Consider the following 19,459-nt stretch of genomic DNA (forward strand, 5'->3'; position numbering starts at 1 on the left):
GTGTTTCTGTTTTTATATCCATCCATATCAAATTTATATACTGATTATCAGCAGGAAAAGTTGATGAATGATTGGGAAGCAAAAACATTTGAAGCTGAAGCAGCTGATGTCACTTTTGACCAGCAAGCTGCAAAAGAGAGTCTGGATGAACTTAATGGTGTTTTCAAAGCAGAAGAACAGGATCAAGTCGATCAAAACCAACTGGTTGATCCCACAAGCTCAACCATCGAAGAGGAAAGCTCAAAGCGCAACAATTCCGGTATGCTTGGTGTAATTGAAATTGATAAAATCAATTTACGCTTACCGATCCTGTATGGCGCCTCGCAGGGTAACCTTGGTGTGGGTTCAGGTCTGTTAAATGGAACCTCCCTTCCAGGTGCACCGGGAAACAGCGCAATTGCTGCCCACCGAAGCCGTTCGTATGGAAGAATGTTTAATCGTCTTGATGAAATTGGTACCGGGGATGTAGTTACTGTTAAGGGGCAAAATGGAACATTCCAATACAAAGTTTATGAAACCCTAGTAGTAGAACCTGAAGATGTTTCTGTATTAAGCGGCAGTAAAAATGAAAAGACTTTAACTCTCATCACCTGCACCCCGATTGATACTGCGACCCACAGGCTGATTGTTAAAGCTAAGCAGATTCCATAATTAGGGAGTTACTATTCTATACCCTTTGGATAAACAAAAATAGTAGGAGTGCCTGATTGGAGAACTAATTTTAAACTTTACTTAAAATTTCACAATTGGGCACGCTTACATTTGGGGGTGTTTCTTGATTATTGAGATTCATTTCGATAAAGTGATAGAGAATATAAAATAATGGAGGATCAGACATGACACATGTTCGTTTTGATTACTCAAAGGCGCTTAGCTTTTTTGGTGAACACGAAGTTACATATTTAAGGGATTTTGTAAAAGTAGCACACCATTCGTTACATGAAAAAACGGGTGCAGGCAGCGACTTTTTAGGCTGGATTGATCTCCCTGTCGACTACGATAAAGAAGAATTCGCACGCATTCAGAAGTCAGCGGAAAAGATTAAAAGTGATTCTGATGTCCTGCTCGTAGTCGGCATTGGCGGATCTTATCTTGGAGCACGTGCAGCACTGGAATTTTTACAGCACAGCTTCTACAACGCTATTCCAAAGGAAAAGCGCAGAACTCCGCAGGTCATTTTTATCGGCAACAACATCAGCTCTACTTATATGACAGATGTGATGGATCTTTTAGATGGAAAAGATTTCTCCATTAATGTCATCTCAAAATCCGGTACAACAACCGAGCCAGCGATTGCTTTCCGCATTTTCCGCAAGATGCTTGAGGAGAAGTATGGTGTGGAAGAAGCACGCAAACGCATCTACGCGACTACAGACAAAGCACGCGGTGCATTGAAGACTCTTGCTGACGAAGAAGGCTACGAATCATTCGTGATTCCGGATGATGTTGGCGGCCGTTACTCTGTGTTGACTGCAGTAGGCTTACTGCCGATCGCTGTCAGCGGCTCAGATATCGAAGCGATGATGAAAGGTGCAGCGCAGGCAAGGGAAGATTTCGGCAAGTCCGAGCTTGAAGAAAACCCTGCGTACCAGTACGCTGCTGTCCGTAACGCGCTTTACAATAAAGGCAAAACAATCGAAATGCTGATCAACTATGAGCCATCCCTTCAGTACTTCTCTGAATGGTGGAAGCAGCTGTTCGGCGAAAGTGAAGGAAAAGACCAGAAGGGTATTTATCCTTCTTCAGCTAACTTCTCAACAGATCTTCACTCCCTTGGACAGTATGTGCAGGAAGGGCGCCGTGATTTGTTCGAGACGATCATCAAGGTGGAAAAGCCTCGCCATGAGCTGACAATTGAAGAAGCTGATAGCGATCTAGACGGTTTGAACTATCTTGCTGGCAAGACAGTTGATTTCGTGAACAATAAAGCATTCCAAGGCACAATGCTTGCCCATACGGATGGAGGCGTACCGAACCTGGTTGTGGAAATTCCCCAGCTTGATGAGTATACATTCGGATACCTGGTATACTTCTTTGAAAAAGCATGCGCAATGAGCGGCTACCTGCTTGGCGTAAACCCATTCGACCAGCCGGGCGTCGAAGCATACAAAGTGAACATGTTCGCATTGCTTGGAAAACCTGGCTTTGAAGAAAAGAAAGCGGAATTGGAAAAGCGACTTAAATAATGATGAGGAAGGAGTACCCACATGGGTGCTCCTTTTTGTTTAGAAATTGGAAAAAATCATGCGGAATTTCCAGTTCGCCAATAAATTCTGATTTCGCCAATAAACATGTGCAAATCGCCAAAAAAAGAAAGTTTCGCCAAAAAAATAGTGGAAACGCCAATAAAATTATATTTTCGCCAATAAAGGCACTAAACACCACACCAACACCCGGTTCAACCCCGGCTCCTTGGGCCAATCCACACTTTCACCGCTCATTAAATCGCCTATTTTGGTTAAAACTAAGCAAAAACATTTGGAAAGGCGGACAAACCATTGATTGAGATACAATCTGAGCTTGAGGGCAAACATTTTGATCTTTACAAACTGGAACAGCTGCTTAAACCGTTGGGGTATTCCGTAGGGGGAAACTGGGATTATGACCATGGAGCCTTTGACTATAAAATCGATGACGAGGTGGGCTATCAATTTTTGCGTCTCCCGTTTAAAGCGATCGATGGACAGCTGGACTCAAAAGGCTGCACTGTCGCACTTCAGCGACCATTCCTGCTTTCGCATAAGTATCAGCGAGGTCTTGATGACCATGCAGAGATTGGAAATGCCAGCGCATCCTTCAACCAGTTCCAGGAACCAGTGGATAAGGATGCGAGCTTTCCGGAAAAGTACATTGAAGTCGGACGATCACTTGTCCGCGAAGTAGAAATTGCCTTATTGCATCATTGATGGTTGAAATCACAAGAAGCTGGCCACCATTAATATTTGAAATGGCAAAAGGCAAAACGTCATTAATGTTCGAAATGGCAAAAGGTCTAATCGTCATTAATGTTTGAAATGACAAAAGGCCTTATCATCAGTAATGTTTAACATCGCAAGAAGCTATTCATCATTATGTTTGAAATAGCAAGAAGCTGATCATCACTAATCCTTTGAACTGGCAAGACTGTGAACATTATCAATCGTTTGAAATGGCAAGAAGCTGATCATCATATTTGATTTTGATATTGTTTTGGGGGTTGACGATTATGTCATCCCCTCTTTTTATGCCAATCAGGATCGTATTGCGTTCTTTCAACAGAGAGCTGCTTGCTTCCTGGAAGTGCTTGTCAATCAGAGCGGTTTCCGCCTCTATATATGTCAAGCGTTTGCCATTTAATACGCCTAGCAAGTCCAACAATGGACTCACAACATCCTCAGAGGCGATGCTGTTCATAAGGACTGCACTGGTCAAAGCATTAGCGGGAATCAGCTCATCCGCGCCAGCCCTCCTCGCATTATTGACCTGTTCGCTCGTTTGGATTTCAGCGATGCAGCGGATGTCGGGATTCAGTCCTTTGATGGCAAGCAGTGTTAGAATCGTATTCATATCAGCCTGCAGCTCATCCAGATTTTGGTCTGAAGTAATAATTACTTTTCTGGCAGTTGAAATGCGGGCATTCAATAAAGTTTCATCCTTGTTGGCACGCCCCCTGATAAAATGTACATTGTCATCCTTGATTGGATTAGAACCCAGTGTATCGTCAATAAGAATGATGGATTCAGATCGGATGAGGGACCTGATAATCGTGCGAGACCTTTCATTCCAGCCGATTATGATGATATGATTCCCCCCTTTATAACCAACTCTCCCCTCCGCGTATGCATTCTGTTTGGTTACAGTAGCTGCAGATAAATGAATGAAATAGGATGATAAAAATCCAGTCCCGACCAGAAGCAAGATCATCGCGGTTATTCTTCCAACAGTAGATACAGGGTAAAAGTCTCCGTAGCCAACTGTAGATGCTGTAATGATCGCCCACCAGACCCCATCAAAAATGGTCGGAAAGCTTTTGGGCTCAATATAATGGATGGCAGATCCAAACAGGAATATCATCAAAGCGGCAATCATCAGGATTCTTGCAAGAATCGGCAGCCTGACAAAGCGCATATATAACTGATTCGTCATTTTGATTCCTCCTCTTTCACTCTTGCTATATATGTAGGAAAGCAATAATTACTTTTCCCTTTTTTCTCTATTGAAAAACAGGCTTAGGAAAATTTATGTAATTCTATTCTTGTCGAGCAAACACACTTTTACACAAAAAAGCGATAATTGTTCATTAGCCCGTACCAATATAGATTCCTGGCATATGCTGAATAGGGAAAGGAGGGATTATTAAATGTCATTCAACTGGGGATCCAACATTTTGTTATTTCTCGCCTGTATGGTCGCTGGATGGGCATTGATTCACTACGGTCCAATGCTGTTGACTCTTTCAGGAGGCATTTTCGTCATTATTGGTGTCATTGTTATCGTACTTTTCGCTTTCGTCATTATTTTTATCGGTTTGAGGGTACTCTTCAAGGGCGGTTGGCGTGGCTGACGTTTCCGTTCCTAAGAACCTGTCTAAAAGGCGGGTTCTTTTTCATTGTTTAGGAAATTAGAAAATTGTTTAGGTGAGGATAACTATATGTAGTATTCTTAATCTAGCTCCAGCGCCTAGCCCCTCGAGTCGCTTCGGTCCGCCCAATGAAGTCAAAGAACGACTTCACCGGTCGGCCCTCCAGCGCTTGTCGGGGCTGAACAAGGCGCTTGCGCTTTTTGTTTTGTATAGTGAAAAATAGAGATAAACTTGTACATTGTTCAATATATTTTTAAAAGAGAAGAAGCAATCGACTGGAGTGAAAAGATATGCACGCATTCATTATGAATGTTTTGGACTGGCTGTCGAGCCTTGGGTATTTAGGGATTGCCCTCGGTTTGATGCTTGAGATCATCCCGAGTGAAATTGTCCTGGGATACGGTGGCTATATGATTTCCGAAGGGACCATTGGTTTTATAGGGGCAGTGGTAGCGGGAACCATCGGTGGGACGCTCGCCCAGCTGTTCCTGTATTGGCTTGGCTATTTAGGCGGGCGCCCGATGCTTGAGAAATATGGGAAATACTTATTGATCAACAAACATCATCTTGAAGTCTCGGAAAAATGGTTCGAACAATATGGGCCTGGGGTTATTTTTTCAGCGAGGTTCATTCCGGTCGTAAGACATGCGATATCGATACCTGCAGGGATTGCTGGCATGTCTGCCATCAAGTTCACGCTGTATACGATAGCTGCGATGATTCCGTGGACGGTATTCTTCCTCTATCTCGGGATTGTCCTTGGCGAGAACTGGTCAGGTATCAAGGACGTAGCCAGGCCGTACATAATTCCCCTCAGCATCATTGCCATGGGGGCAGGAGTCGTCTATTTGCTGGCATCACGGAAAAAAAATAAGGATTGATGTGCTCAGGAAACTTCCTGAGCTTTTTATATGGATAAAACTCATAAAACATAGGAGTTTAGTAAAAGTTAAGAAAAGGAAATAAGCCAACCGTACTGGCAGGGAGTAGATTGAATATGTTAAAAGAAATGCTCAGGCTGTTCAAAAAACAGCAGAAACAACCTACTCCCTCAGCGGACAAACTGACGGGAGAGCAGGCTGGCCTAAAGAATCAGAAGTTCTCGGCGGATCTTGAAAATAATCTGTCGGTGATCAGGAAACTGTACAGCATTCCTGACAATAAAGATGTAAAATTACGCGAAATGTATCTTGAGGGCTTTCGGAAAAATGCTGCCCTCATTTTCATCAGCACGATTTCGGATGTTAAGAGTATAGAAGAGAACATTCTCAAGCCCCTGGCGGAAAACACATCAGCAAATAAACAGGTGAAGGATGTCGTTTCCATCCAGATGGTCCATGAAATAGACGTATTCAAGGATGCTGTAAAGGATGTGAATAAAGGGAACGCCCTGCTCCTGTTGGATGGGGAAGCAAGGGGATACGTTCTTGATTGTCCTGATTTCCAGGGCAGGGCAATCGAAAAGCCGGACAGTGAAATTTTAATCAAGGGCCCGAAAGAGTCTTTCAATGAAAAAGCAGTGGTCAATATTTCGCTGCTCCGGAAGAAAATCAAAAATGAGAACCTGATTGTGGAAGTCGTTGAAGTTTCGCAGCGTTCCCACAATGATGTGTACGTTCTTTATATTCGCGGCTTGGCTAATGAAAAGCTGATTGACAACATCAAGAAGCGATTGGGCAGTCTTGAAGTGAATGCCATCCAGAACTTATCGCTGCTTGAGGAATATATTGAGGAACGGAATTATTCATTATTTCCAAGCCTTCTTTCGACAGAGAGGCCTGACAGGGCAGCCTCTTTTTTAGAAGATGGCTATATCGTCCTTTTAATGGACAACTCACCTGATGGTCTCGTTCTTCCCGCCACATTCTGGTCTTTTTTCCATACTCCTGAAGATCATTATCTGAGGTTTCTTTATGGAAATTTTACGAGAGCGTTAAGAATGACGGCTCTCTTTATTACGATTTTCACATCTGCTATTTACATATCAATCACCACATTCCATGCTGAAATGATTCCGCCAGATTTACTGCTGGCAATTGCGGCTTCACGTGAGAAAGTTCCTTTTCCCGCGGTGATTGAAATCTTAATCATGGAGATGGCATTTGAATTGATCAGGGAAGCAGGGCTTCGCGTTCCAAGCCCCATAGGTCCAACCATTGGAATTGTAGGAGCTCTTATCCTTGGACAGGCAGCCGTTGAAGCGAATATTATCAGTCCCATTGTCATTATTGTGGTCGCACTTGGTGGTCTCAGCTCGTTTGCAGTTAGTGATATAAGTTTGAACTTCGCCGTAAGACTGGTGCGCTTTCTATTTATCCTGAGTGCAGCGGTGATGGGTATTTATGGTATGACTGCAATGTTTGTCGGAGGCCTATTCTATATGGTTTCAATCAAGTCATTTGGTGTTCCGTATTTAGCTCCTATGTCACCAAATTACAAGTCATCGAATGATACGATTTTCCGCAGGCTGATAAAAAATGAAATATTAAGGCCAGGCTTCTTAAAAAGTTCTGATTTACAAAAAAAGGCTAATGGAGAATAGACGATGAAGGAAAATAAGGGGAAAATCGGCATAAAAGAATATTTCGCGATCATCTCGTTGACCATTGGGGCGAAGTTAAGTGATGACACTCCTGCGATTATTTATGAAAATGCCAAAAATGCCGGCTGGATGGCATCGTTGCTGATTGGCATTCTTTCACTTTTTCCGGTCATTTTATTAATAAAAGTGTATTCAGCTCATAAAGGAAAAAACCTGCATGAAATTCTGCTGCACCTTTTTGGTAAAATTTTAGGAACAATGCTATCTATTCTATTGATAATTGGCGGGACAGCTGCAGTGATAGCAGACTCGGGTACCTATGTCGACATCATTGGGTCCATGTATTTTACGAAAACACCAAGTATTATCCTTTACATCCTTTTAATGGTTATTTGCGCATATGGAGCTAAGAGGGGCATAGAACAGATCGGGACTGTTTCCTGGCTACTGCTCCCCTATATCAAAATTACGTTGTTCATTGCCCTGGTCTTTACTTTTAAGGAAGGAACAATCGGGTATCTTTTCCCCATCTGGGGTGAAGGGCCACTCGAAGTAGCAAAAGCCTCCGTAAAGAATGTTTCGATATTTGTGGATTTTTTCTTCCTTGCGCTCATCATGCCAATCGTTTCTTCTTATAAAGATATGAAAAAAGGCACCCTCATTAGTCTCGGATTTATCACAGTGGAATTGAGCCTGGCACTTGTGGGGTTTGTTGTTTTATTTGATTATACCACTGCTGAAATGTTGAACTATCCTTTCCATGAAACAATCCGTTATATCCAAATTGGATTCCTGGCAAACGTTGAAACCTTATTTTTTCCCTTTTGGCTGGTCGCAACTTTTATCCGTTTTTCGTTTTATCTATATCTTATCGCCATATTCCTGGGGGGCGTTCTTAAAATTAAGGAGTTTGAATACCTCATTCCCTTGATCGCAACCATTATCGTATTAATTGGATTGTCACCGGATGCTCCATCAATCACTCTCTACTCCCTAAGGGAAAAAATACTTTTGGTTTTGAGTCCTGCCTTTATGATTCTGCCGCCACTCATGTGGGTTGTAGCAAAAATTCGGGGGGATTTTAAAAATGAAAATTCACTCTATAATAATTAAAGCGACGATCCTGGCCGCAATTACTTTGAGCCTGTCGGGATGCTGGGACCACAAGGAACTGGATGATAAAGCATACGTCATTGGTATAGGGCTTGATAAGCATAAACCGGATGGAAACCTCCGTGTGACATACCTGATTGCCAATCCGGAGGTGGGGTCACAGCAGACTTCAGGCGGAGCGAATGAGCCAACGCAGGAAATCGTGACTTTGGTTGCAGATGATTTTATTTCATCGCGCAATACAGCCAATACAGTTGTGGCGAAGGAAATATCCTATGATCTGCTTCAGGCTCTCATTGTTTCAGAAGAATTAGCCAGAGATCCGGATTTTATCAGGGTCATCTATAGTGCAACCAAGGATCGCGAAATTAAGCGGAGTACACAATTTATTGTCACTAAGGAGGATGCGGCTGAATTCATAAAAAATAATCATCCAAAAATTGAATCCAGGCCTCATAAATTTTTAGAACTCATGATTGAAAGAGGTCAGGAAACTGGCATGATTCCGGAAGCGGATCTGAATAGTTTTTTTCGGGTCACGGAAGCAGATTCAGACCTATATCTGGCCATCTACGCTACAACCAAAATGGCGGAAAAAGATGGAATGCATTCAACGGACGATGACCTTATGGCGGGTGAGATTAAAGTGGAGGGAACGACAGCCAATGCCCAGTTCCTTGGATCTGCTGTCTTCAAAGAGGGAATGATGGTTGGCAAAATAACTGGGGAAGAGACTAGGATATCAAGTCTACTAGACAATAAATGGACAACCGATGATATCTTGACTGCGATTGAAGATCCTTTTGATGAGAGATATAAGCTAAGCTTAAGAATTTCTCAAAAAAAAGACAACAAATTTAAACTGATTACCGGGAAAGGCCGTCCAACCATTGAAATTGATGTTCCTTTATTTATAGAAGTATACAGCGACCCAAGCATGACCAATTATGCAAAGAACCGGGATAAGGTTAAGAAGCTAAAAAAGTCTCTTACGGCTGCAATTGAAAAAAACTTTACCGATTTTATTGCCTATAGCCAGGAAGAATTAAAAGGAGATACATTCGATTTATCCATACCGATGAGGAAAGAGTTTGCCACCCTTCGGGAATTCCGTGAATTTGACTGGATGCACACTTATCCTGATGCAGCAGTCAAGGTGAATATCTCCATTCGATTTGGTGAATTTGGACGACAGACAAAACTGCCTAGCCTTGAAGAAGTGAGGGATTAGATGGTACTTATTATGTGGATCGCCATAGCTTTTATCATCTTGTATTATTTATTGATGGGTATAACGCTGTGGCGGCAAAAAAACAAGGTTGGAGCTATTGTCGTCATCCTTTTGTCTTTGTCTTGCATAGCACTTCACTACCTTTCTTATCAATAATTTTCACTATTTCAAGTTCTGCACTACAAATTTTTAAATTTTACAAACACTATGATAAAATATATATAATTACGTTTAAATGGGGTGTAGGGATGAGCCTGGTTGGATATAACTTCGGAAAAATACTTAAGTCTTCAAGAGTTTTTAAAGGGTTGACTGAGGAACAGTTGGCTGCAGGTATATGTTCTGAAGAGGATATCATTCAATTTGAAAAAGAAGAGAAATATCCAACAATTGATCAATTATACAAAATGGCTTTAAAGCTTGAAGTAGAGCTTAACCATTTTTTCGATATCGCTTCCACGGATACATACAATTACGCTATCGCTGTCACGGAGTTAATTAAAAAATATAAAAGAGAGCGGGATTATGCGGCTATTCATGAAATCATCCAAAAGGAGCAGGATAATCCGCTTTTTAAGCATACGTCTTTCGATCAATTTTTAGTTTGGCACCAGGGAATCTGTATTTACTACCTTGATAAAGATAAGCAAAAGTCCATCAGCCTGCTGGATGGGGCATTGGCCATGACTCATCAGGAACAGGATAGCATGACCGAACGTGAGATTGAGATTTTGACCAGTATGGCCATCATTGAAAAGGACAGCGGGAACCTTGACAAGGCAGTCGAGCTTTTTCTGAGTGCCCTTAACCAACTGACAGAGCTGCCTCAAGTCCAGGATTCAAGCATCTGGCTAAGGATTCTTTACGGTCTCGCACAGGCGTTGTCAAAGCTGGAAAGGTATGAGGAATCACTCATATACTGCAGCAAAGGCATCGATAATTGTATATATGAAGAAAATATGTATTTATTTGGAGAACTTTATTACCAATCAGGCATGAATTTCATCAAATTGGGTAAAGAAAACAAAGGCAAGGAATATCTTGAAAAAGCAGTCATGCTTTTCAAGCTGCAGAAGAATGAGAAGTTTGCGAGCTTAGTAGAAACTGAAATGGAAAAATTATTGAAATATTGCTGATACGCATTATAACTTTTTAGCCATAGGCAGAGGAGGATACAATGAAGAGAATATTACTGATGACCATTATTGCTGCGTTTTTTGCTGGTGTGTCAGGTGTGGATTCTGGAGATAGAAGCCTTGCCGATTTGCCATCCCAACATTCGCAAAGTGGTACAATCATAGCCGACTTGCCGTCACAACATTCGGGCGATGGAGTCACCATAGCCGACCTGCCGTCACAGCATGCACAAGAAGGAACAATGTTAGCGGATCTTCCTTCACAGCACTCGCAGAGCGGAACGATTGTAGCCGACCTGCCGTCACAGCATGCCCAAGAAGGAACATTGGTAGCAGATCTTCCCTCACAGCACTCGCAAAGCGGAACGATTGTAGCCGACCTGCCATCACAGCATGCCCAAGAAGGAACATTGGTAGCAGATCTTCCCTCACAGCACTCGCAAAGCGGAACAATTGTAGCCGACCTGCCGTCACAGCTTTGTGAAGGTGAAGGATTAGTTTAAGAATGCTTTGAGACAGCCTGGACCGATTTGGTCAGGTTGTTTTTTCATGTTCAGGGGAAAATATCTCTTTCTTCATGTTTTTTTGCAAAAACTTCAGCTAGAATAGACCAAGTACATTATGAAAGGCTCTGGATTTCTCCAGAACCTTATTTGAAGTGGAATAGCCAGTTTTCAATCAACGATATCCATATGGCCTCCATTCATCATATTGAAGTTTTTGCTAGGCATAGCACCATTGGTTCCGTGGCAGTCATTGTACATTTGCTTGACCTCTTCATCGGACAAGCCTGGGTGCATTTTTTCGATTAGCGGCTTCATCTGGCCAAAATTGAATATGCCTTTTCCTTCTGTTCCTTCCTCCGCGAAGGCGGCTGTACTGGCTCCTAGGATTAAGGCTGCGCTTAAAAAACTTAATGACAGTTTTTTCATCATCAGTTCAACTCCTTTCGTTTATATGTAAATTTTAGCGGGACAGTGTGCAAAAACTTAGCAGAAGCAGTGACAAATTATTGTACTTTTTTCGGGGGAACATAAATGGCATTATTAGATACTTTATCTGGACAGCCGGTCTGGATTGCGGTTTTGATCAGTCTGACGGTCAGTATAACAATCTCAATACTTGGAGTTATACCGAGCGCATTTGTGACAGCTGCTAATATTATTTATTTTGGTTTCAGCGGCGGCCTTATTCTTTCGATCATTGGAGAAGCTGCCGGAGCAATCATCAGCTTTTTTCTTTATCGTAAAGGGGTAAAAAAACTGGCGCAAAAAATCAATAGCACCAAACCGATTAAAGGACTGGAACGGCTGAAGAGCACTGCTGGCACAGAGGCGTTTATACTGGTGATATTATTGCGGCTTTTCCCTTTCGCACCTTCAGGATTGGTGACGCTTGCTGCCTCTTACAGCAAAATGGGCGCACCTGCATTTATGGTATCGAGTACGATTGGTAAAATTCCTGCACTCTTTATTGAATCCTATTCGGTCCACACCTTGCTGGGCTGGAAAACAGAGTACCAGCTGTCAATGACGGTCTTTGCGGTTGTGGTGGGTGTCTGCTACTATTATTGGACAACGAAGAAAAGAAAACGGAGGATGTAAAATGAGGTATAGAAACAGGCTACTGGCCGCAGCTTTTGTCTTCACCGCACTGGTTTTGACAGGCTGTTCGGACCAGGAGGAAAACCAGGTAAACCAGGTAAAGCAGAAACAGAAGGAACAGCAAGAACAAGTTGAAAACCAGCCAAGCACGGAGGGGAACATAACCAGCGATATTCCAGCTGAAAAGTTCGTCCGAAAAGCAGCTGAGCAAAAAATAGACCACGTACATGGAATAGGATATCCAGGTAATGATGTTGGCCTCTATGTTGCATCGCATAATGGCCTAAAAATGTTTATAAAGGGTGAATGGCTGGAAAATGGCGGACAAAATCATGATTATATGGGTTTTCAGGCAACCCAGGATGGGTTCTTTGCAAGTGGTCACCCAGAAAAAGGGGCGGGTTTGAAGGATCCGCTTGGCCTTATAAAAAGCACGGATAAGGGCAGGACACTTGAGAAAATCGCTTTTTACGGTGAAAGTGATTTCCACTTCCTTTCCGCTGGCTACCACAACAGCAGCCTTTATTTAATCAATGAAGAACCAAATTCCAGCATGGAAAGAGGCGTCTATTTATCCAGGGATCATGCCGGAAGCTGGGAGCAAATTGACATGACGGGACTGGAGGCGAAAACACTTGGTATGATTGCAGTTCACCCGGAAAACGGGGGAGTATTCGCAATGGCAACAAAGGAAGGTGTCTTCCTCACAGATGACTTCGGGAAGAACATGAAGAAAGCGGGAGATTTCGAGATGGTGACTGCAGCAGCATTCTCGAAAAAATCACTGTTTATTTCTCCGGTTCAGGATCTAAGAATTAAAATGTACAAGCTGGATCCCAAGCGGGAAGGGGCATCAGAAGAGCTTCCGATTCCGCATCTTAAGGATGATAATCCAATCACATATATAGCGGCTGACCCACGACAGGAGGGAAGAATTGCCTTCATCACCATCTTGAATGACCTTTATGAATCTGAAGATGGAGGCCAGACATGGAAGCGGCTTTTGGTGAACGGGAAGATTGAACAATAATCCGGCACCCATCTCATAGGCAGGCAATACAGTAGCCTAAATCTGGTGAGTTACATTCCGTTTGTTGGGCAGAAACGGCTACAGCATTCCAAATCTGCCTGCTCCGAATACCTATTTTAGTACCGAATAAGCAGGAAGCAGCAGCCAAGACAAAATGGTTGCTGTTTTTTTTTATTTTATTTACAATATACGCATAGTTTTTACCGTAGGAGGTATATAAACTAGGGAGATTTTTTTCAGTATGGATTCCGCGAATTCATAAAATACTAAGCTTTAGGAAGGGGGATTACTATGTCAATTTCTGCGGATAAAGTACTGGACGCAAAAGGACTTGCGTGCCCGATGCCGATTGTCAAAACGAAGAAATCCATGAATGAGATGGAACCTGGACAGGTTATTGAAGTGCAGGCGACTGACAAAGGATCTACAACAGATCTTAAAGCATGGGCTCAAAGTACAGGCAATCAATATCTCGGTACAATCACGGATGGAGATGTGCTAAAGCATTATGTCCGTAAAGCAAGTGAAGATGAACTGAACAATGAATCGCCACACCCTCATACAGCCACACTTGAAGAAGTGTTGGCAAAACTGGAAGGCGAAGAGAAGGTAACGGTTCTCGATGTAAGGGAATCTGCTGAATATGCTTTTGGCCATATTCCGAATGCAAAATCGATTCCGCTTGGAGAACTGGAGCAGCGATTTAATGAATTGGATCCTGAAGAGGATGTCTATATCATATGCCGCTCCGGATCAAGAAGTGATATGGCAGCGAAGAAGCTTGCTGAAAAAGGATTCAAGAAACCAATTAATGTTGTTTCCGGGATGAAGGACTGGACAGGCCCGACGGAAACATCAGTTGAAAAATAAGGAGGAACCAAATAATGAAAGTAGCTATCATCGCCTCTAACGGCGGAATGTTCGATGCATATAAAGTATTCAATATCGCGACTGCGGCAGCAGCAACAGACGCAGAAGTAGGAATCTTCTTTACATTCGAAGGGCTTAACCTGATCCATAAGGAAGCGCATAAGCAACTTCCTATGCCAGCAGGAACTGAGCACTTCCAGGAAGGTTTCGCAAGAGAAAACGTTCCTCCAGTTGAACAGCTTGTTGAAATGGCAGCTGAAATGGGCGTCAAGATGATTGCCTGCCAGATGACAATGGACGTAATGTCTCTTCAAAAAGACCAGTTCGTTGATGGTATTGACGTTGGCGGAGCAGCTTCTTTCCTTCACTTTGCAAGCGATGCAGACATTACATTGACATTCTAAGAATCAAAGCATAACAGGAGGAATGAAATGGTCCAGACAATTACAGCAAAAGAATTAGTTCGAAAAGTCATTAACCATGAAGACCTGTTTATCATTGATGCAAGAAATACGGATGACTTCGATGATTGGAAAATCGAAGGCCGCAATGTAAAAGTTCATAATGCGCCATACTTTGACCTGCTTGAAGGGATCGATCCAATAAAGGATGTACTGCCAAAAAATCAGGAGATTTATGTCGTATGTGCAAAAGGTGGCTCTTCAGAGTTTGTTGCCGAACAGATCGAAGAAGCTGGATATTCAAATGTCTATTCGATTGAAGGCGGCATGAAAGCCTGGAGTGAGCATCTTGAGCCTATAAAAATCGGAGACCTTAAAAATGGCGGATCGCTCTACCAATTCGTCCGGATCGGGAAAGGCTGTCTTTCCTATCTTGTTGAATCCAATGGTGAGGCTGGGATTATTGATACAAACCGGATGATTGAACAGTATGAGGAGTTCATGACTGGCAAGGATTTTAAACTCGTTGCCCTTCTTGATACCCATCTTCATGCTGACCATATTTCCGGCGGAAAGAAGCTTGCTGATAAAGTGGGGGCTAAATACTATCTCCCGCCTAAAGACGCAGAAGAAGTTACCTTCCAATATGAACCCCTTCAGGATGGCGATGAAATCAAGGTTGGAAACACTGTGATACAGGCTTTATACTCTCCTGGTCATACAATCGGGAGTACTTCGTTTATTATAGATGACCAATACTTGCTGACAGGTGACATTCTGTTCATCGACTCAATCGGACGCCCTGACCTTGCCGGATTGGCACAGGACTGGGTTGGTGATCTGAGGAATACTTTGTACAAGCGCTATAAGGAGCTTGCCGATGAACTGCTTGTCCTGCCTGCCCACTATATGGGCATCAATGAAATGAATGATGACGGCAGCGTGTCTGAAAAACTTGGCGTGCTCTATGCCGAGAACCATGGACTGCAAATCGACAGTGAAGAGAAGTTCAGGAAGACAGTGACCGAGAACCTTCCGCCTCAGCCTAACTCCTACCAGGAAATCAGGCAGACGAATATGGGCAAAATCAACCCGGATATCGAAGAACAGCGGGAAATGGAAATCGGCCCGAATCGTTGCGCAGTAAGATAGATAAAAGGAGTACCTTATGGTGAAGGTACTCCTTTTTTAAATAGGCTCTGTTAAAGCTAAATCTTGTTTTTACACCTGTTGATTGTAGTGGAAGGCGCGTAGACTCCTCCGAAAATGCTATCGCATTTCCATCGTGCATGGGCAAATTCGAGGAAGCTATTCAGTGTCCTGCGGGCGCAGCTGGTCAGATGAGACACGCTGGAGCAAAGCGACGAGGAGGCTCAGCGCCAGCCAGGAAGAATTGCCTTTTGAAAAAGCCGGCAGTTGGGCTTTTTCATTATTCTTCCAGCGGAAAGCGAAGCGCCTGGAACGAAAATCAACAGTCTTGTTTAACAGAGCCTTTAATTAACAAGGCTTTTTCCATAAGCATCATGCAATCAGGACGTTTACGGAAAAAGCTTTTATACGTAAAGAAAATTGATAGAGGAGGAAACTATGACCAAGTTGACGATCATCCAGCAGAACGATACCCATGGAAGTCTGGATTTGCATGATGAATTATTTTGGAACGACAACCAGCCCGAGCTCCGTAAAACTGGTGGCCTTCCGCGGATTGCAAAATATATCAAAGATCTTAGATCGCAAAAAGGAAATGTATTATTCCTCGATGGCGGCGACCTTTTTCATGGGTCACTCCCGTTAGTTGCTTCAAAAGGGGATGCGCTAGTACCAGCTTTGCAAAAGATGGAACTGGATGGCTGGGTCCCGGGAAATTGGGATTTTGCCTATGGAAAAGAGCAGTTATCTTCATTGGCAAATGCCCTTCCTTTCCCGGCTCTCTCATGCAATGTAAAGGAGCCGGATTCCAATCAATCTTTTTTAAAGCCCTATATGATTAAAGAGATGAATGGCTTAAAGCTAGGAGTCATTGGACTGACCTATCCATATGTCGACGAAACGATGCCGGAAAGCTTTTCTAGAGGTCTTTCATTTTCAAAAGGTGTGGAGGAGACTCTCCGTTGCGTCGAGGAGTTAAAAGGCAACGTGGATCTGATTGTGCTGCTGAGCCATATGGGCCTCCCGCTTGATGTTGAACTGGCAACCCTGGTAGAGGGAATTGATATTATCCTATCCGGACACAGCCATGACCGGATTGAAAAACCGATTACCGTAAATGGCGCTCTGGTCGTTCAGGCAGGATCCAGTGCTTCTTTCCTTGGAAAGCTGGAGATCACTATGGAAGGCGGAAAAATGGCTAATTATCAGTATGAACTGGTAGAAATCGATGAGAGCTTTCCTGTAGATGAGGAAATGGAAGGGATGATTGCCAATATCCTGGAGCCTTACAGGAAGGAACGGACTACTGTGGCAGGCAGGACGGAGTCGATTTTACACAGGATGACCCTAAATGAAGCACCGATGGACCAGCTGATCACTGACGCTTATCTTCATGCATTTGCTGATTGCGACCTGGCGTTTTCCCATGGCTGGCGTTATGGAACACCCGTTAAGCCTGGTGAGATAACGGAATACGATTTGCATACCATCATCCCGACAAACCCTGGAATGTTCACGCTGGAATTGAGCGGGGAGCAGTTGATCAATGCACTCGAAAAGAATTTGGAGATGGTATTCTCAAGGGATCCATTCAAGCAAAAAGGCGGATATATACTAAGATCCTCTGGAATGTTCATGGCTTTCAAGCCGTACAACCCTGAAGGCAACAGGATCCAGAAGCTGCTCGTTGGTGGCAAGGAAATCGACCTGAACAGGAAATATAAAATTGCCGGAGGCGGGAAGCAGTTGTTCAAAGGGGCGGAAGCAGGAAAAACTTATCACGGTGTCCATGCGATAGATGTGATCAAGCAATTCTTAAATGAAAAGGGAACATTCAAAGCTAATCGAGAACCAAAGATTTTGAGCATCTAGAAACCTTTTGGTTAATGGACATTTTGAAAACGGATCAGCGTCAAATTGTCTAAGAAATAGGGTTTAATGGACATTTCGGAGGAGAAGCAGCGCCAAAATGTCTAAGAATTAAGGTTTAATGGACATTTCGGAGGAGACGGAACATCAAAATGTCCAAGAAAGGTGTTTTAATGGACATTTCGAAGGCGAAGCATCGTCAAAATGTCCAAGGAAGACTTTTCAAGGTCGGAGCAGCACCTACAACAAAACAAAACAAAAAAGTCACGGCACAGACCGTGACTTTTTCTTATTTTACCCCTGTGAGTTCCTTCATCATTTTCTCATCCATCGGTCCGACGATTTTCTTGGTAATTACGCCTTTTTCATCGAGGATGTAGCTGGTTGGGATTGTGAACGCCTGATAGGTTGTTCCTGCGTTTCCTTCCTCATCCAAAGGGATGGTAAAGGTTAAACCATATTCATCAACGAATTTTTGGACTTCCTCCACACCTTTGTCCATGCTGGTCAAATTGACAGCGAGGATTTCAACGCCCTGATCGTTGTATTCTTCATAGAAATTTTGCATATGTGGCATTTCGGCCTTACAAGGGGGGCACCATGTCGCCCAGAAGTTCAGGATCACTCTTTTGCCGCGGTAATCGGACAGCTTGACTGTTTCTCCTCCAAGGGTATTCAATTCAAAATCAGGTGCCTCAGCGCCTTCCCTTAATGATGACAGCTTAGCGCCCGGGATATCTTCAGTTGTTTCAACGGATTCCTCTGTTGGTGCTGTTGTTTTCTTTTCGCTTTCGGTCGAATCTGGTTTCCAGATATTCACGACCAAAATGACAACAGCCAATGCTAAAATCGCGAATGATAAAAGATTTTTGTTCAATGCTGTAATTCCTCCTTATTTAAACCCTGAAATACTAGCAAATAAATACCAAGTGCAAAGATCAGCACGTTTTCCGCTGAAAGCAAATCAGAAAAAAGACTGAGAACGAGTGCTTCAAGCATCAAGAATAATATAGCATATTCCTTCGAAAGCTCCATTTTTTTAAAATAAAACGCTCCATAAATGATCGCCAGGAGTGCCTGTACCCCAGCAGCGATGAAAGCCTCTGAAAATGCGAATAGTCCGGTCCAATAGAGCATAAAGAAAAGGAAATAACCCTGCAGATATTCGGTCACTTGGATCATGCTTTCCTTTTTCCTTGCAATCCAATACAAATAGGCTGCAATGCCTGCAAAACCAAGGATCTGGCCTTCTGTGCCACCGTTAAAATAGAGGAGGGAGAAGGGGGTGTCAAGGAACATCTTGAAATTGAAAACTGCATAGCTTAGCTTATAGATGGCTATGTAGATGAAAAAGCTGTTCCAATACCAGTCACCTATGCTCTTTTTTTCCCTGGCCCGGTAGATCAGGGCACCGATAAATATGGCAGCGAACGCCGCAAGCAAATCTGCCGGCAGCGTGAATCTGCCAATCGTTATATAATTCAAGCAACATCACCTTTTTTGGGCTGGTCTGGCGTGAATTCAATCAGATATCGGATGTCGATGCTTCCAATGACCGATTGGATCATGCCGCAATTTTTCAGGACAAGGGCGGCAATCTTTTCAGCTTGCTTCGCCTTATCCAATGTGTCGGTCTGCACGGCTACATCGAATGTCAGCCGTTCAATCCGGTTTGCCTCTTCGGGATTCCTGACTGCTGATACATTAACGTCGATCCTTTTATAGTCTATTCTCTTCTTGACCAGAATATTTGCCAGCACCGCTGTACTGCAGCCAGTCAGTGAGGATACGAACAGTTCCATCGGCCTATATCCCAATTCTGCGTTAGGGGAGATTGGAAGGAAACCATATTCCATCTGTCCGATAAGTTTCTCATTATAATAAGTAAATTCCATGAGTATCACTCCTTTAATTCGAAAACTACTTTTCAGTCCAGTATGTAATCGGATTGTT

General features: G+C 43.2%; 23 protein-coding genes. 18 read left to right on the forward strand and 5 right to left on the reverse strand.

Features of this window, described 5'->3' with window-relative positions; genetic code table 11:
* Nucleotides 1–63: 63 nt before the first annotated feature.
* The 4 genes from J7E38_RS08825 to J7E38_RS08840 all read left to right on the forward strand — a co-directional run bounded on the left by J7E38_RS08825 (nucleotide 64) and on the right by J7E38_RS08840 (nucleotide 2,906).
* The gene (locus tag J7E38_RS08825; RefSeq protein WP_214705189.1) at nucleotides 64–651 is read left to right on the forward strand and encodes a class D sortase; all 588 of its coding nucleotides are present in this window, start codon (nucleotides 64–66) and stop codon (nucleotides 649–651) included.
* A 185-nt stretch (nucleotides 652–836) separates the two neighbouring features.
* Entirely contained in the window at nucleotides 837–2,186 is a 1,350-nt protein-coding gene (locus J7E38_RS08830; RefSeq protein ID WP_214705188.1) for a glucose-6-phosphate isomerase, read from the forward strand.
* 35 nt (nucleotides 2,187–2,221) lie between these two features.
* Nucleotides 2,222–2,506 carry a hypothetical protein gene (locus J7E38_RS08835; RefSeq protein WP_214705187.1) on the forward strand — a complete coding sequence of 95 codons (285 nt, stop codon included), beginning with the start codon at nucleotides 2,222–2,224 and terminating at the stop codon, nucleotides 2,504–2,506.
* The gene (locus J7E38_RS08840) at nucleotides 2,499–2,906 is read left to right on the forward strand and encodes a YugN-like family protein (RefSeq protein WP_214705186.1); all 408 of its coding nucleotides are present in this window, start codon (nucleotides 2,499–2,501) and stop codon (nucleotides 2,904–2,906) included. Before J7E38_RS08835 ends, J7E38_RS08840 begins: the two co-directional genes overlap by 8 nt.
* Before the next feature lie 229 nt (nucleotides 2,907–3,135).
* Here the strand turns inward: J7E38_RS08840 and J7E38_RS08845 are convergent, their stop codons facing one another.
* Entirely contained in the window at nucleotides 3,136–4,125 is a 990-nt protein-coding gene (locus J7E38_RS08845) for a potassium channel family protein (protein ID WP_214705185.1), read from the reverse strand.
* A gap of 214 nt (nucleotides 4,126–4,339) precedes the next feature.
* Here J7E38_RS08845 and J7E38_RS08850 point away from each other — a divergent pair, with 214 nt between their 5' ends.
* The 7 genes from J7E38_RS08850 to J7E38_RS08880 all read left to right on the forward strand — a co-directional run bounded on the left by J7E38_RS08850 (nucleotide 4,340) and on the right by J7E38_RS08880 (nucleotide 11,086).
* Nucleotides 4,340–4,543: a hypothetical protein gene (locus J7E38_RS08850; protein WP_214705184.1), complete on the forward strand. Its 204-nt coding sequence runs from the start codon at nucleotides 4,340–4,342 to the stop codon at nucleotides 4,541–4,543.
* Between the two features lie 308 nt (nucleotides 4,544–4,851).
* Entirely contained in the window at nucleotides 4,852–5,442 is a 591-nt protein-coding gene (gene uptA / locus J7E38_RS08855) for an undecaprenyl phosphate transporter UptA (protein ID WP_214705183.1), read from the forward strand.
* 116 nt (nucleotides 5,443–5,558) lie between these two features.
* Nucleotides 5,559–7,103, forward strand: coding sequence for a spore germination protein (locus tag J7E38_RS08860; protein WP_214705182.1), 1,545 nt, complete (start codon nucleotides 5,559–5,561; stop codon nucleotides 7,101–7,103).
* Between the two features lie 3 nt (nucleotides 7,104–7,106).
* Nucleotides 7,107–8,216 carry a GerAB/ArcD/ProY family transporter gene (locus J7E38_RS08865; RefSeq protein ID WP_214705181.1) on the forward strand — a complete coding sequence of 370 codons (1,110 nt, stop codon included), beginning with the start codon at nucleotides 7,107–7,109 and terminating at the stop codon, nucleotides 8,214–8,216.
* Nucleotides 8,191–9,447 (forward strand): Ger(x)C family spore germination protein, encoded by a 1,257-nt coding sequence (locus tag J7E38_RS08870; RefSeq protein WP_214705180.1) that lies wholly within the window; start codon nucleotides 8,191–8,193, stop codon nucleotides 9,445–9,447. The genes J7E38_RS08865 and J7E38_RS08870 overlap by 26 nt, the downstream gene beginning before the upstream one ends.
* A gap of 248 nt (nucleotides 9,448–9,695) precedes the next feature.
* Nucleotides 9,696–10,583, forward strand: coding sequence for a helix-turn-helix domain-containing protein (locus tag J7E38_RS08875; protein ID WP_214705179.1), 888 nt, complete (start codon nucleotides 9,696–9,698; stop codon nucleotides 10,581–10,583).
* A gap of 41 nt (nucleotides 10,584–10,624) precedes the next feature.
* Nucleotides 10,625–11,086 (forward strand): hypothetical protein, encoded by a 462-nt coding sequence (locus J7E38_RS08880; RefSeq protein WP_214705178.1) that lies wholly within the window; start codon nucleotides 10,625–10,627, stop codon nucleotides 11,084–11,086.
* Nucleotides 11,087–11,257: 171 nt separating this feature from the next.
* Here the strand turns inward: J7E38_RS08880 and J7E38_RS08885 are convergent, their stop codons facing one another.
* A complete protein-coding gene (locus J7E38_RS08885) occupies nucleotides 11,258–11,518 on the reverse strand; it encodes a hypothetical protein (protein WP_214705177.1) in 261 nt (86 codons plus the stop codon).
* 102 nt (nucleotides 11,519–11,620) lie between these two features.
* Here J7E38_RS08885 and J7E38_RS08890 point away from each other — a divergent pair, with 102 nt between their 5' ends.
* The 7 genes from J7E38_RS08890 (at nucleotide 11,621) to J7E38_RS08920 (ending at nucleotide 17,509) form a co-directional block, all read left to right on the forward strand.
* Nucleotides 11,621–12,187 (forward strand): TVP38/TMEM64 family protein, encoded by a 567-nt coding sequence (locus J7E38_RS08890; protein WP_214705176.1) that lies wholly within the window; start codon nucleotides 11,621–11,623, stop codon nucleotides 12,185–12,187.
* Nucleotide 12,188: 1 nt separating this feature from the next.
* Nucleotides 12,189–13,217, forward strand: coding sequence for a F510_1955 family glycosylhydrolase (locus J7E38_RS08895; RefSeq protein WP_214705175.1), 1,029 nt, complete (start codon nucleotides 12,189–12,191; stop codon nucleotides 13,215–13,217).
* Nucleotides 13,218–13,508: 291 nt separating this feature from the next.
* Nucleotides 13,509–14,087: a sulfurtransferase TusA family protein gene (locus J7E38_RS08900; protein WP_214705174.1), complete on the forward strand. Its 579-nt coding sequence runs from the start codon at nucleotides 13,509–13,511 to the stop codon at nucleotides 14,085–14,087.
* A gap of 14 nt (nucleotides 14,088–14,101) precedes the next feature.
* Nucleotides 14,102–14,491, forward strand: coding sequence for a DsrE/DsrF/DrsH-like family protein (locus tag J7E38_RS08905; RefSeq protein ID WP_023626682.1), 390 nt, complete (start codon nucleotides 14,102–14,104; stop codon nucleotides 14,489–14,491).
* A gap of 27 nt (nucleotides 14,492–14,518) precedes the next feature.
* Nucleotides 14,519–15,640: an MBL fold metallo-hydrolase gene (locus J7E38_RS08910; RefSeq protein WP_214705173.1), complete on the forward strand. Its 1,122-nt coding sequence runs from the start codon at nucleotides 14,519–14,521 to the stop codon at nucleotides 15,638–15,640.
* A 163-nt stretch (nucleotides 15,641–15,803) separates the two neighbouring features.
* Nucleotides 15,804–15,989: a hypothetical protein gene (locus tag J7E38_RS08915; RefSeq protein ID WP_214705172.1), complete on the forward strand. Its 186-nt coding sequence runs from the start codon at nucleotides 15,804–15,806 to the stop codon at nucleotides 15,987–15,989.
* An 86-nt stretch (nucleotides 15,990–16,075) separates the two neighbouring features.
* Nucleotides 16,076–17,509, forward strand: a complete 1,434-nt coding sequence (locus J7E38_RS08920) for a bifunctional metallophosphatase/5'-nucleotidase (RefSeq protein WP_214705171.1) — start codon at nucleotides 16,076–16,078, stop codon at nucleotides 17,507–17,509.
* A gap of 286 nt (nucleotides 17,510–17,795) precedes the next feature.
* Here J7E38_RS08920 and J7E38_RS08925 read toward each other — a convergent pair whose 3' ends face one another.
* The 3 genes from J7E38_RS08925 to J7E38_RS08935 are packed head-to-tail and all read right to left on the reverse strand — an operon-like array spanning nucleotide 17,796 to nucleotide 19,401.
* A complete protein-coding gene (locus J7E38_RS08925) occupies nucleotides 17,796–18,383 on the reverse strand; it encodes a peroxiredoxin family protein (RefSeq protein ID WP_214705170.1) in 588 nt (195 codons plus the stop codon).
* Nucleotides 18,380–18,991, reverse strand: a complete 612-nt coding sequence (locus J7E38_RS08930) for a hypothetical protein (protein ID WP_214705169.1) — start codon at nucleotides 18,989–18,991, stop codon at nucleotides 18,380–18,382. The genes J7E38_RS08925 and J7E38_RS08930 overlap by 4 nt, the downstream gene beginning before the upstream one ends.
* Entirely contained in the window at nucleotides 18,988–19,401 is a 414-nt protein-coding gene (locus J7E38_RS08935; protein WP_214705168.1) for an OsmC family protein, read from the reverse strand. The genes J7E38_RS08930 and J7E38_RS08935 overlap by 4 nt, the downstream gene beginning before the upstream one ends.
* Nucleotides 19,402–19,459: the final 58 nt, after the last annotated feature.

The organism is Bacillus sp. ISL-35 (genome assembly GCF_018613355.1).
Taxonomy (GTDB): Bacteria; Bacillota; Bacilli; order Bacillales; family Cytobacillaceae; genus Mesobacillus.